This window comes from Streptomyces sp. NBC_00341, assembly GCF_041435055.1.
Classification (GTDB): domain Bacteria; phylum Actinomycetota; class Actinomycetes; order Streptomycetales; family Streptomycetaceae; genus Streptomyces.
This window is the reverse complement of sequence record NZ_CP108002.1, coordinates 1969322-1982425: the sequence shown is the minus strand read 5'-3', so window position 1 is coordinate 1982425 and position 13104 is coordinate 1969322. Positions and strand designations below refer to the sequence as shown.

Below are 13104 nucleotides of genomic sequence, written 5' to 3'. Positions count from 1 at the left end.
AGCATGGCCGCCTCGCGTCCGGCTGTTCGGTACCGGCCGTCAGGCCAGTGAAGCGGCGTGCGCGGGATCGATGGCATGGCGGAGCGGCCGGTCCTGTGTGAACCGGTGGAGCTCGTCGAGCACGAGCTGTCCGAGGCGCCGGCGTTCGGCACCCAGGGCGCCGCCGAGGTGCGGTGTCAGGACGACGTTGGGAAGGGTGAAGAGTGGCGAGTCAGGAGCCGGGGGCTCGGGATGCGTTACGTCGAGCACGGCGGTGAGATCGGGCCTGGCCAGCAGGGTCCGAGCGGCGGCCGGCTCGTCGATCAGCGCGCCCCGTGCGGTGTTGATCAGCGTCGCGCCGGGCCTCATCGAGTCCAGCAGCCGCGCCCCGATCGTGCCTCGGGTCTCGGGCAGGAGCGGTGCGTGGAGGCTGACGACGTGGCAGGTGGCGAAGAGTTCCTCGACGGGGACCAGTCGCACGCCCGCCTGCCGGGCGGCTTCCGGGGAGGCGACGGGGTCGGTGGCCAGGACCTCGACGTCGAAACGGCTGAGGTGGGCGGCGACGAGCCGGCCGATGTGACCGAGCCCCAGCAGGCCCACCCGTGACCGGTAGGCGCCCGGGACATCGGGGTTGTGCGGGAAGCGGCGGCTGCTCGCGACCTCCCGCGCGATGCGGTGTGCCTGCTTCAGGCCGAGGAGGACCTGGGCGAGGGTGAACTCCGCGACCGGGACCGCGTTGGCCGAGGCGGCGGAGACGATCGGGATGCCGCGCTCCCAGAAGGCGGGCGTGGTCAGGTGCCGGACGGACCCCGCCGCGACGAGAACGGCCCGCAGCCGGGGGGCCCGGGACAGGAAGGCGGTATCGAGGACGGGCGCGCCCCAGCCCGTGAGCAGGATGTCGACGTCCCTGAGGGCCTCGGGGTCCGCGTCGAGCTGCTGCCGGGTGCGGGGCGGTCCCTGCCAGTGCGCGAGCCGGCCGATCCCGGCCAGCACCTCGGGCGGGTAGACGTCCGCCCGGCGTTCTTCCTCCATGACCAACAGGGCTGTCGGTGCGGTGGCCGGTTCGTTCATGTCGGGTCTGGCTCCTCGGCCTGTCCGGTGCCGGGCAGGCGGCCGCCTGCCCCTGCTCGGATCTGTGGGTGAACGTCTGACTGGATGTCGTGCGTTGGTGTGGCGTGTTTGGTTCTCAGGTCGGATGGCTCGCAGGGACGATACATCGGATCACTGGAATGTCCTCGCGTACAGGTCGGATGTCCAGACCCTGTTGTCCGGCAGTTGTTGTCGCGGCCTGTGCTTGCCCCGGATCGGGACAGTCGTTCGCTTGGATCGCTGAACTGGTCGGTTATCGGGCGGTTTCGGAAGGTGATATCCCCCTCGCGCGTTCCGGATTGCCGGAAGTGCGCCCAGGGGGCCGACCGGCGGAGGCTGTGTTGGTCCGTGGAAACTTTTTGTATTCATCGGAGTATTGACCGCTGAATCTCACCCCGTTAACGTCCCAGAAAGCGCTTTCCAGGCCAACTGTGATGCGGCGAAAACAGGAGTTGTGATGCAGAGATCGCGATGGATCGGTGCGGGTGTCCTCGCCTCGACACTGGTCCTCACCAGCTGTTCGTCCGGGCCTGCGGGAGTGGATGCCAAGCAGGACCCCAAGGCGCCGCTGGAGCTCTGGACCAGGACGACACCGGGCGGACCGGGGGAGCAGGGCGCGCTCAAGCTCGCCACCGCCTTCGAGAAGAAGACGGGCTACAAGGTCAAGGTCACCGCGATCTTCGACGACTTCGAGACCAAGCTCCAGCAGCGGGCCGCCCAGAAGAACCTCCCCGACATCGTCATGAACGACGTGACCCAGCTCGGGGCCATGCACAGCCAGGGCCTGCTCCGGGAGATCGACCTGGACAAGATCAAGAACAGCGGGCAGATCATCGGCCAGGGGCTGGACTCCGGAAAGGCCGTGGACGGCAAGCAGTACGGACTGCCGTACTCGGCGCAGGCGTCCGCGCTGCTCATCCGCAAGGACTGGCGGCAGAAGCTGAAGCTCGACACCCCGCGGAACTGGGACGACTTCGCCGCGATGGCCAAGGCCTTCACCACCCGGGACCCGGACGGCGACGGCAAGAACAACACCGCCGGGCTCGCCGCCCCGCTGTCCACCAAACGCGGCTACGCCTCCTGGTACTTCTCCAACTTCCTGTGGGCCGCGGGCGGCGACTTCATCACCGAGACCGGCAAGGGCTCGGGCACGTACAAGCCGGCCTCGACCACGAAGGCATCGGTCGAGGCCATGCAGTGGTTCCGCGACCTGGGCTGCAAGGCCAAGGCCATCCAGCCCGGCGCCGTGACCATGGACACCCCGCCGACGAACGAGACGTTCGAGGCGGGCCGGACCGGCATGTTCGTCGTCGGCCCGTACCTGCTGCCGCGCTTCGACGAGACCCTCGGCAAGGACAAGTACGAGGTCGTGCCGATGCCCAAGGGCCCGAAGGACGCCACCGTTCTCGCGGAGGGCGGCTCCGTCTATCTGATGGCCGGCTCCGCCAACCAGGCCGGCCAGGACGCCTTCGCCGGCTTCGCCGTCTCCGCCGAGGGCCAGAAGACCGGCATGGAGGGCGAGACCGGCTACACCGTGCAGCTCCCCGTCAACAAGACGGTGGACATCACCCAGGTGCGGCCCGACCCCCGCTGGAAGACCTACGCCCAGGCGTACCAGGACTCCGGCCGGTACGCGCCGTCCATCCCGAACTGGACCCCGGTCCGGCAGGCGACGGCGGACACCGTGAACGCGCTCATGGCGGACTGCGGCCTCGACACCGGGGCCAAGCTCCGTGAGCTCGACAAGCAGCTCGCCGAGATCCTCAAGGAGCAGGGGATCGCCGCGTCATGAGCCTCGACCAGGCGGAACCGGCCGCCCCTCCGGCGGCCGGCCCCTCCCCGCGGAAACCGGGCCGCCGGGACGGCGGGGCCACCGGCCTCCTGGGGCGCAGCCGCAGATCGGGCCGGTGGTGGACGCCCTGGCTGTTCCTCGCGCCCGCGCTGATTCTCTTCCTGTACTTCAAGTTCATCCCCATGGCCAACGCGCTGACCATGTCCTTCCAGGAGGTTCAGCCCTACCTGGGGAACAAGTGGGTCGGCACCGACAACTACGCCACGGTGCTCCAGTCCCACGGATTCCGCGAGGCCGCGTGGCACACCGTCGTACTCGCCGCCGGGCAGACCGCCGGCTCCATGGCACTCGGTCTCGCCCTCGCCCTGCTGATGGAGGGGCAGAGCCGCCGGCTGAAGATCGTGCGCTCCGCGGCGTTCCTCCCGGTGGTGGTGCCGCTCGCGGTCGTCGCCGAACTGTGGCGGATCATGTACCACCCGACCGGCGACGGCATGCTCAACTCGCTGCTCGGGATGGTGGGGGTGGGGCCCTCCGGGTTCATCAACGACCCCGACACGTCGATGGCCTCCATCATGCTCACCGGCATCTGGCGGGGCGCCCCCTACGACATGATGATCATCCTCGCCGGTCTGACGAGCGTGGACCGCGGCCTGTACGAGGCCGCGAAGGTCGACGGCGCGTCCAGGTGGCAGCGGGTGTGGCACGTGGCCGTGCCCGGACTGCGGTCGGTGTTCTCGATCCTGTTCATCCTCGCCGCGATCCGCGGACTGCGGGTGTTCACCGAGGTGTTCCTGCTGACCAACGGCGGGCCCGACGGTTCCACCGAGGTCGTCATGACCCTCATCTACAAGCTCGGCCTCGAACAGAACCGGCTCGGTGTCGGAGCGGCGGGAGCGGTCCTGCTGTTCGTCGCGACGCTGATCCTGACCGTCGTCGTCCAACTGCTGCGGCGGAGGGAAAGCAAGTGAGTGAGCACACCGAGACCGCGCTCGGCCTGACCGAGAGCCGGAGCGTCGGCGGCCGGATCCTGCGGAACGTCGTCCACCTGCTGGTCCTGATCGTCTTCGCGGGGCCCCTGCTCGCCCTGCTCGTCAGCGCCTTCGGACACGTCAAGGACCCGACGCAGCTGAGCGTCATCCCCTCCGGCGTCACCCTGGACAACTTCCGGATCGCCTTCGACCAGGGGGTGCTCACGTACCTGCTGAACTCGTTCTTCGTGGTCGGCGGCGGGCTGCTGCTCCAGGTCGCCGTCTCCGTGCTGGCCGGGTACGCGCTGGCCAGGAAGGTCTTCCCCGGGATGACGCTGGTGCTCGTCGCCGTCCTGGCGACGCTGATGCTGCCCGAGGAGATCCTGGCCCTCCCGCTGTCCCTGATCCTCTCCGACCTGCCGGTCGTCCACTTCAACCTCATCGGCACCCTGGCCGGAATGATCGTCCCGCTCGGTGCCTGGGGGTTCTCCATCCTGGTGATGACGGAGTTCATGAAGGACGTGCCGCGCGAACTCGAAGAGGCCGCCCGCATCGACGGGGCCGGAGACCTGCGGATCTTCGCCCAGATCATCCTGCCGATGTGCAAGCCCGCGCTCGGCGTCATCGGGGTCTTCGGCTTCACCATGATCTGGGACCAGTACCTGCTGCCCCTCCTGGTCTCCACCGACTCCTCCTCCTACACGCTCCCGCTGGCGCTGCGGACCCTGCGGATCGACCCGTCGGTCACCCCCGGAGTGGTGATGGCCGCCTCGCTGCTGGCCCTGCTGCCCTCCGTGATCGTCTTCCTGTTCTTCCAGCGGTCCTTCGTCAGCGGTCTGTCCTCCGGCGCGCTGAAGGGCTGACCCCCGCCGCCCTCCTCCGCCCGGCCCCCGCCGCCCCACCCCCGTCCCCGCAAGGAGCACACCGCCATGACCCCGTCCGTGACCCCGGCTCCCGCAGGAGCCCCGGAGACGACCTGGTTCACCGAAGCCCGGTTCGGCATGTTCGTCCACTGGGGCCTGTACTCCCTGGCCGCGCGGCACGAGTGGGTCAAGAACCGGGAGAAGCTGACCGACGAGCAGTACCAGGTCTACTTCGACCACTTCGACCCCGACCGCTACGACCCGGTCCAGTGGGCCAGGGCCGCCAAGGCGGCCGGCATGCGCTACGTCGTCCTGACCACCAAGCACCACGACGGCTTCTGCCTCTGGGACAGCGCCCTCACCGAGTACAAGGTCACCAACACCCCGCACGGCCGCGACCTCGTCGGCCCGTTCGTCCGGGCGTGCCGCGACGAAGGGCTCAAGGTCGGCCTCTACCACTCGCTGATCGACTGGCACCACCCGTCCTTCCCGGTGGACGGCACCCACCCGCAGCGCGACGACGAGGAGTTCAAGGCCGCCCACGCCGACCGGGACATCCGCGACTACCAGCGCTACCTGCACGGCCAGGTCCGTGAACTGCTGACGTCGTTCGGCCGCGTCGACTACCTCTTCTTCGACTTCTCCTACGCCGGGCGCACCTGGTGGGGCGGCAAGGGGCCCGACGACTGGGACTCCCCGAAGCTCCTGGAGACGATCCGGGAACTCCAGCCGCACGTCCTGGTCAACGACCGGACCGGACTGCCCGGGGACTTCGTGACCCCCGAGCAGTACCAGCCCTCGGGGCCGATGACGCAGGACGGGCGCCCGGTGCTCTGGGAGGCCTGCCAGACCCTCAACGGGAGCTGGGGCTACGACCGCGACAACCTCGACCACAAGAGCGCCGACCTGCTGATCCGGATGCTCGTCGACGGGGTGTCCAAGGGCGGCAACCTGCTGCTCAACGTGGGGCCGAACGGCCGCGGCGAACTCGACCCGCGCGACGCGGCGATCCTCGGCGAGATCGGCCGCTGGACGGAGCTGCACGAGCGCTCGGTCCGCGGCTGCGGCCCGTCCCCGTACACCGCCCCCGCCGAATGCCGCTACACCCAGCGCGGCGACCGGCTCTACGTCCACCTGTTCGCCTGGCCGCCGCGCCACCTGCACCTGCCGGGCCTCGCGGGCCGGGTGCGGTACGCCCAGCTGCTGAACGACGCGTCCGAGATCGTCCCGGTCCACATCGACCCCGACCGGCCCGCCGTCAACACCGAGATGGGCGGACAGCCCGCCGGAACGCTCACGCTCCAGATCCCGGTGCGCCGCCCCGACACCCCCGTCCCCGTCATCGAACTGTTCCTGGACACCCCGGCCTGATCCGAACGAGAGGCCCCGAGGCCGAGACCCGGGCCCCGATCCACCACTCACTCACGGAGGCACCATGCAACGCCGCACGTTCCTCATGAGCACCGCGGCGGGGGTGGCCCTGGCCGCCGCCCCCGTCGGCGGAGCGCTGACCGCGAGCGCGGCTCCGGCCCCGGCGACCGTCCGCACCCTGGGCGAGCTCCAGTCCGCGATCGACCGGGCCCGGCCCGGCGCCCGGATCGTCGTGGCCGACGGCACCTACACCGTCCCGCCGGACAGCCCCCTCACCATCCGCGACAAGCGGGGCACCGGCCGCGCGCCCGTGACCATCGCCGCGCAGAGCCGGGGCGGCGTCATCCTGGAGGGCGAGCACAGCTTCGTCTTCCAGGCGTCCCACCACATCACCCTCAGCGGCTTCTCGTTCCGCCAGAGCAGCACCCTGGACGTCCCCCCGGACTGCTCGCACATCAGGCTCACCCGCAACGACCTCCAACTGGCCGACATCGAGGGCCTGCACTGGGTGATGGTGCGCGCGGACGACAGCACCGTCGACCACAACCACTTCCACGGCAAGAGCACGCTCGGCATCTACCTCGGCATCGAGGGCGCCGGCACGGACGAGATGGCCCAGCGCGTCCACGTGTACCGCAACTACTTCTCCGACCACACCTTCGCCGGCTCCAACGGCGGCGAACCCATCCGGCTCGGCGTCAGCCCCCGCGCCCTGTCCGGCGCCCACGCGGTCGTGGAGTACAACCTGTTCGAGCGGGCGAACGGGGACCCCGAGGCGATCTCGGTGAAGAGCTCCGACAACACCATCCGGTACAACACCATCCGCGACAGCCTGGGCGGCATCGTCCTGCGGCACGGCAACCGCAACCGGGTGGAGGCCAACCACCTCGTCGACGGCCAGGAAGGGGTACGGATCTACGGCAACGACCACGTGATCGTCAACAACTACCTGGCCGGCCTGTCCGGGCGCGCCCTGGTGATCGGCAGCGGTTCCGAGCGCGACCACCTGCCCGGCGAGCCGCCCGAATCGCGCACCGGCAACGACGCCCCGGACCGGGTCCTCATCGCGTACAACACCCTGGTCGGCAACCACGGCACGCTCTCCGGCGAGAGCCAGCGCCCGCACGAGCCGAGGGACGTCACTGTCGCGGACAACCTGCTGGTCGGTGACACCGGCAGCCTCGTCGAGATGGCGAACACCGTGCGCTTCACCTGGTCGGGCAACCTCCTGTGGGGCGCCGCCGCCGACGGCAACATCCCGGCCGGTGGCGGCACCCGCGTCGACCCCCGCCTGGTGCCCGACCCGTACGGCATCGCGCGGCCGGCCGCCGACAGCCCGGCGATCGGCGCGGGCACGCTCCGATGGCCGCCCGTCACCCACGACATCGACGGGCAGCCGCGCGGCCGGACCCGCGACGTGGGCGCCGACGAATACTCCCGGCGGGCCTCCGGGCGCGCCCCCCTGACCCCGGCCGACGTCGGCCCGCACGCCGGCTGAGCGAACCCGTCCGCATCGACACAGGAGGCACCATGCAACGCCGCACATTCCTCAGAAGCACCGCCGTGGCAGCCCTCGCCGCCGTACCGCTGACCACCTCACTGTCGGGCAGCGCGTCGGCCGCCGACGTCCCCGTCGCCACCCTCGCCCAGCTCCAGAGCGCCATCAACAGCGCCGCACCCGGGGACCGGATCGTCGTCGCCGACGGCACCTACACGGTCCCGTCGGGCAGCGCGATCAACATCACCGGCAAGAACGGCACCGCCGTTGCACAGATCACCATCGTCTCGAAGACCCGCGGCGGCGCCGTGCTGCGCGGCGAACGCGGCTTCGTGCTCAGCGATTCGAGCAACATCACCATCAGCGGCTTCGCCTTCCGGCAGAGCACCACGATGGAGATCCCGGCGGACTGCTCGGCGATCCGGCTGACCCGCAACGACTTCCAGCTCGCGGACGCCGGCGATCCGTACTGGCTCGTCGTGCGGGCGGACGACTCGAAGATCGACCGGAACCACTTCCACAACAAGACCACCGCGGGCATCTTCATCGTCGTGGACGGCACGGGCAAGACCGCCATGGCCCAGAACCTGCACATCTTCCGCAACCACTTCTCCGACCACAGCTTCACCGGCGCCAACGGCGGCGAGCCGATCCGCCTCGGCGTCAGCGGCCGGGCGCTGTCCGACGCCAACGCGATCGTGGAGTACAACCTGTTCGAGCGCTGCGACGGCGACCCCGAGGCCATCTCGGTGAAGTCGTCGAAGAACACCATCAGGTACAACACCATCCGCGACAGCCGCGGCGGCATCGTGCTGCGCCACGGCAACCGTTCCGTGGTGGAGGGCAACCACCTGATCGACGGCATCGACGGGGTACGGATCTACGGCAACGACCACCGGATCGTCAACAACTACCTGAGCGGGCTGTCCGGCCGGGCCCTGGTGGTCGGCAGCGGCACCACCCGCGACCACAACTCCGGCGAGACACCGGACGAGCGGACGGGGAACGACGCCTGCGACCGTGCGGTGATCGTGCACAACTCCCTGATCAACAACACCGGCTCGCTCTCCGGCGAGACCCGGGCGTACGAGCCGCAGGACGTGACCGTGGCCGACAACCTGCTGGTCGGCGACGTGGGCAGTCTCGTCGCGATGGGGGCCACCACCGGCTTCACCTGGCAGAGCAACCTGCTGTGGGGCGCGGCCGGAGACGGCAACATCCCCGCCGGGGGGTTCACCCGGGCCGACCCGCTGCTCAGCCAGGGCGCGGACGGCGTCCTGCGGCTGTCGTCGGGCAGCCCGGCGATCGGCGCCGCCACACTGGCGGGGGCCGCCGTCGCCGACGACATCGACGGGGACCAGCGCGGCAGCGTACGGGACATCGGCGCCGACGAGTACGCGACGGCGCCCGCGCTCCGGCACCCGCTCACGGCCGCCGACGTGGGCCCGAACGCCGCCTGAACGAAAGCGGTGACGGGAACCGCCCAGCCCGGCCCAGTCCAGTTCGTGCGGTCCGCCCCGTCCGGGCGGACCGCACGAAGAGCACACGCATCGCGGGAGGCAGTGACATGACCGACGAGAGCAGCCGGAAGGCGGCGGGGGGAGTCGGGCTCGGGCTGTGTTCTGTCACCTTCCGCCGGCTGCCCGCCGCCGAGGTCGCGCGCCGCGCGGCGGAGGCGGGCCTGGAGGTGATCGAGTGGGGCGCCGACGTACACGCTCCGGCGGCACGGCCCGACACCGTCCGCGCGGTCCGCGAGGCCACCGAGCGGTACGGGATGGCCTGTTGCTCGTACGGCTCGTACTTCCGCGCCACCCTGGACGAACTGTCGGGATTCCCCGCCGTCGCCCGCGCGGCGGTGCTTCTCGGGGCACCCCGGATACGGGTGTGGGCGGGCGCGGCCGGATCGCGGTCCGCGCTGCCCGGTGAGCGGCAGGAGACGGTGCGCTGTCTGCGGGAGGCGGCGCGGATCGCCGCGGACCACGGACTGCTGCTCGCGCCCGAGTTCCACGGGGGAACGCTCACCGACACCGTCGCCTCGACCGCCCGGCTGCTGGACGAGGTGGGCGCGGACAACGTCCGCACGTACTGGCAGCCGCCGCTCGACGCCTCGGACGAGGAGGCGCTGGCGGGGCTCGCGGAGCTGGCGGACCGGGTCTGCGCCGTGCACGCCTTCTCGTGGTGGCCGGGCAACAACCGGCTGCCGCTGGCGGACCGTACGCGGCTGTGGGCCGAAGTACTCGGCCTGCTGGACGGCCGGGACGTCCAGGCGCTCCTGGAGTTCGTGCCCGGCGACGATCCCGAGGTGCTCGCGCGGGAGGCCGCGACACTGAGGGGATGCGCGGGCCGGACCGCGTACGGCCGGACATAGCCGATCATGGTCGGCTGAACCCCGAAGGCCGCGAGGGGCGTTCAGGCGCCCCCGACGTCAGAATGGCAGACATGCGCATCAGACACGACGACACGCTCCTGTTCATCGGAGACTCCATCACCGACGCGGGCCGCGACCGCGCGGACGCCGCATCGCTCGGTGCGGGCTATGTCCACGAGATCGCGCGGACCCTGCGCGACCGGGCGGCCGAGGGACCCGGACCCCGTGTCATCAACCGGGGGATCAACGGCAATCGCGTCTACGACCTCGAAACCCGCTGGACCACCGACGTCATCGATCACCGGCCCACCGTGGTCACCGTCAAGATCGGCATCAACGACACCTGGCGGCACTACGACAGCGGACTGGCCAGCCCGGTCGACGTGTTCGAGGCCTGCCTCGACGGACTGCTCGCGGACACCGCGCGCGGGCTGCCCGCGCGGCTGGTCGTCATCACCCCGTTCCTGCTCCCGGTCGGGCCGGAGCAGGAGAGCTGGTTCGAGGACCTGGCTCCGCGCACCGAGGCCGTCCTGCGGGCAGCCGCCAACAACGGGGCCCAGGTGGTCCGCGCCGACCACGTCATGGCCCGCGCGGTACGGGACCGGAAGCCGGCGGAGCTGGCCAGGGACGGCGTCCACCCGACCCCGCTCGGGCACCGGCTGATCGCCGACGCATGGCTGGACGTGGTCGACCCCGCCGCCGGTCCGCAGGGGTAGGGGGTCGCACGGGACGCTCATGGGCGGTCGCTAGAGTGACCGCCCATGACCACAATTGATCAAGCTCCCGCCTCTTTTGCCGTGCACATTCCGGACGCCGTGCTCGAACCGGAACCGCTCGATCCCGCGCAGATCGTGTCCGGCGATCCGCAGGTCACCGGCAAGGTGCTGTGGGAGTCGGCCGACGGCAAGCAGCTGCGCGGGATCTGGCAGATCACCCCCGGCGTGGTCACGGACACCGAGGCCAACGAGCTGTTCGTGGTGGTCAGCGGGCGCGCGACCGTGGCGGTCGAGGGCGGCGCGACCCTGGAGCTCGGACCGGGCGACGCCTGCGTGCTGCGCGAGGGCGACCGTACGACGTGGACCGTGCACGAGACGCTGCGCAAGGCCTACCACATCACCCTCTGAGGCTCTGAGGCCCTGAGGATCTCGCGCGTTCGGGCGGTGGGGTCAGGCCTCGGAGGCCTCGGGGGCCTTGGTGGCCTCGGCGGGGCGGGTGAGGGAACGGCGCAGGGCCAGCGCGGCCATCGGCAGCAGCAGGCAGGCGCCGGTGAGGTTCAGCCACCCGTAGCTCGCCCGGGAGACGATGACCCCGGCGACCGCGCCGCCGATGCCCGCGGAGGCGTTCATGGTCAGGTCCGACAGGCCCTGCACGGCGGCGCGGGCGGGCTGCGGTACGGAGTCGGTGAGCAGCGCGGAACCGGCGACCAGCCCTGCGGACCAGCCGAGTCCGAGCACGAAGAGACCGGCCGCGGTCCTGCCGTGAGCGGCGCCCGCGGTGCCCGCCAGCAGCGAGGCCAGCGAGAGCAGTCCGACGGCCAGGCCGATGACGGCGAGCCGGCCGAAGCGGTCCGACAGCCAGCCCATCACCGGCGAGAACGCGTACATCCCCGCGATGTGGCCGCTGATCACCAGGCCGACCAGCTGGAGGTCCGCGCCGTGGTGGCCGAGGTCGACCGGGGTCATCACCATGATCGACACCATCGCGGTGTGCGTGACGGCGACGGTCACCAGGGCCAGCCGGGCCATCGGTGAGGCCCGCACGGCCGCGACGCCCGCACGCAGCGAACGGTTCCCGGCCGACTTGCTCTCCTGGGGGTCCAGCGCGCGTGCCGTGAGCAGCGGGTCGGGCCGCAGCAGAACCGCGATCACGAGGGCGGCGAGGAGCAAGATGCCGGCCGCCCAGACGAAGGGCCCGGCCGTCTCGGACACGGCGGTGCCGCGGAAGACCCGGCCGGCCGGAGCCGCGATGTTGGGCCCCGCGACCGAGCCGATGGTGGTGGCCCAGATGACGGTCGAGATCGCCCGGCCGCGCCGCTCGGGCTCGGCCAGATCCGCCGCGGCGAACCGCGCCTGCAGATTGGCGGAGGAGCCCGCGCCGAACGCGGCCATGCCGAGGAGCAGCAGCGGGAAGCTCTCCACCAGGGTGGCCAGCACCACCAGGCCGGCTCCGAGCGCCCCGATCAGATACGCGAGTACGAGACCGGGGCGGCGGCCGCGCGAGGTCATCAGCGCGGCGAGTGGCAGCGACAGCAGGGCCGTGCCGGTCACCGACGCGGTGGGCGCGAGGCCCGACAGCGCCTCCGAGCCGCTGACCTGCGTCGCCAGCACGGGGGCCAGGGCGATGCCGACGGGCACGCCGAGGCCGCCGAGTATCTGGCCTGCGATCAGGACGGCGGTCGTCCGGCGCCGGAGCCCCGGCAGGTCGGCCGCGGTGACACCTCCGGTGGGAGCGGGTCCGCCGGGGGTGTCGGATGCGTCGGGGGTGTTGGTCACCGAGGCAGTGTGCCAGCCCGAACGTACGTACGAAAACGAGAAGGGGGGACCGGTCGCCGCGGTGGCTCGGAACAGCGGCTTCAGAACAACGGCTGCGGCAGCACGCCCTCCAGCGCCAGCAGTTGCCGCTTCGTCTCGAGACCACCGCCGAAGCCGCCGATCCCGCCGTCGCGCTCCACCACCCGGTGGCAGGGCACCACGACCGGCAGGGGATTGGACCCCATGGCCGCCCCGACCGCCTGGGCCGCCCCGGGCTGTCCGACCCGGTCTGCCAGCTCCCCGTAACCGGCCACGGCGCCGTAGGGCACGCCGGCCGCCAGCTCACGGAGCACCTGGCGGTTGAAACCGCCCGTCAGCGACCAGTCGAGATCGAGCGAGAAATCCCGCAGGGTGCCCGCGAAATACGCCGCGAACTGGCGTATCGGCTCGGCCAGCCGGGCGGAGTCCGGTGCTTCGACCGGCTCCGCGCCGAGCCGGCTCCGCAACTGGTCCAGCGCCCTGTCCCGTACCGCCGGACGCGCGTGGAAGACCACGCTCACCAGCCCGGCACCGGTCGCGGCCAGCAGCAGCGGACCGATATCGCTCTCCACGACGGTCCACTCGACAACCCCGTTGTTGTTCATGCCACCCACCGTACGGCCGGCCACTGACAACGGTCGGTGGCCGGCCGTACGGGCCAACGGC

The 13104-nt window shown here is 71.1% G+C and carries 12 protein-coding genes; 9 read left to right on the top strand and 3 right to left on the bottom strand.

Features of this window, described 5'->3' with window-relative positions:
* Nucleotides 1-39 precede the first annotated feature (39 nt).
* On the bottom strand, nucleotides 40-1050 hold the full coding sequence (locus OG892_RS08830) for a hydroxyacid dehydrogenase (RefSeq protein ID WP_073735424.1): 1011 nt from the start codon (nucleotides 1048-1050) through the stop codon (nucleotides 40-42).
* Between the two features lie 475 nt (nucleotides 1051-1525).
* Here OG892_RS08830 and OG892_RS08825 point away from each other — a divergent pair, with 475 nt between their 5' ends.
* The 9 genes from OG892_RS08825 to OG892_RS08785 all read left to right on the top strand — a co-directional run bounded on the left by OG892_RS08825 (nucleotide 1526) and on the right by OG892_RS08785 (nucleotide 11052).
* Nucleotides 1526-2860, top strand: coding sequence for a sugar ABC transporter substrate-binding protein (locus OG892_RS08825; RefSeq protein ID WP_073735423.1), 1335 nt, complete (start codon nucleotides 1526-1528; stop codon nucleotides 2858-2860).
* Nucleotides 2857-3828 (top strand): carbohydrate ABC transporter permease, encoded by a 972-nt coding sequence (locus OG892_RS08820; protein ID WP_371628853.1) that lies wholly within the window; start codon nucleotides 2857-2859, stop codon nucleotides 3826-3828. Before OG892_RS08825 ends, OG892_RS08820 begins: the two co-directional genes overlap by 4 nt.
* Nucleotides 3825-4691, top strand: coding sequence for a carbohydrate ABC transporter permease (locus OG892_RS08815; protein WP_073735421.1), 867 nt, complete (start codon nucleotides 3825-3827; stop codon nucleotides 4689-4691). Before OG892_RS08820 ends, OG892_RS08815 begins: the two co-directional genes overlap by 4 nt.
* Before the next feature lie 66 nt (nucleotides 4692-4757).
* Nucleotides 4758-6062 carry an alpha-L-fucosidase gene (locus OG892_RS08810; RefSeq protein ID WP_371628852.1) on the top strand — a complete coding sequence of 435 codons (1305 nt, stop codon included), beginning with the start codon at nucleotides 4758-4760 and terminating at the stop codon, nucleotides 6060-6062.
* A 64-nt stretch (nucleotides 6063-6126) separates the two neighbouring features.
* Nucleotides 6127-7560 (top strand): polysaccharide lyase 6 family protein, encoded by a 1434-nt coding sequence (locus tag OG892_RS08805; protein ID WP_073735419.1) that lies wholly within the window; start codon nucleotides 6127-6129, stop codon nucleotides 7558-7560.
* A gap of 32 nt (nucleotides 7561-7592) precedes the next feature.
* Nucleotides 7593-9020, top strand: coding sequence for a polysaccharide lyase 6 family protein (locus OG892_RS08800; protein WP_371628851.1), 1428 nt, complete (start codon nucleotides 7593-7595; stop codon nucleotides 9018-9020).
* A 107-nt stretch (nucleotides 9021-9127) separates the two neighbouring features.
* Complete coding sequence (locus OG892_RS08795) at nucleotides 9128-9928, top strand: sugar phosphate isomerase/epimerase family protein (RefSeq protein WP_371628850.1); 801 nt, start codon at nucleotides 9128-9130, stop codon at nucleotides 9926-9928.
* Between the two features lie 71 nt (nucleotides 9929-9999).
* Nucleotides 10000-10644, top strand: a complete 645-nt coding sequence (locus tag OG892_RS08790; RefSeq protein ID WP_371628849.1) for an SGNH/GDSL hydrolase family protein — start codon at nucleotides 10000-10002, stop codon at nucleotides 10642-10644.
* A 45-nt stretch (nucleotides 10645-10689) separates the two neighbouring features.
* On the top strand, nucleotides 10690-11052 hold the full coding sequence (locus OG892_RS08785; protein ID WP_371628848.1) for a cupin domain-containing protein: 363 nt from the start codon (nucleotides 10690-10692) through the stop codon (nucleotides 11050-11052).
* Nucleotides 11053-11094: 42 nt separating this feature from the next.
* Here OG892_RS08785 and OG892_RS08780 read toward each other — a convergent pair whose 3' ends face one another.
* Together OG892_RS08780 and OG892_RS08775 are read right to left on the bottom strand one after the other, a co-directional pair.
* Nucleotides 11095-12420 carry an MFS transporter gene (locus OG892_RS08780; RefSeq protein ID WP_371628847.1) on the bottom strand — a complete coding sequence of 442 codons (1326 nt, stop codon included), beginning with the start codon at nucleotides 12418-12420 and terminating at the stop codon, nucleotides 11095-11097.
* Between the two features lie 80 nt (nucleotides 12421-12500).
* The gene (locus OG892_RS08775) at nucleotides 12501-13043 is read right to left on the bottom strand and encodes a methylated-DNA--[protein]-cysteine S-methyltransferase (RefSeq protein WP_073735413.1); all 543 of its coding nucleotides are present in this window, start codon (nucleotides 13041-13043) and stop codon (nucleotides 12501-12503) included.
* Nucleotides 13044-13104: the final 61 nt, after the last annotated feature.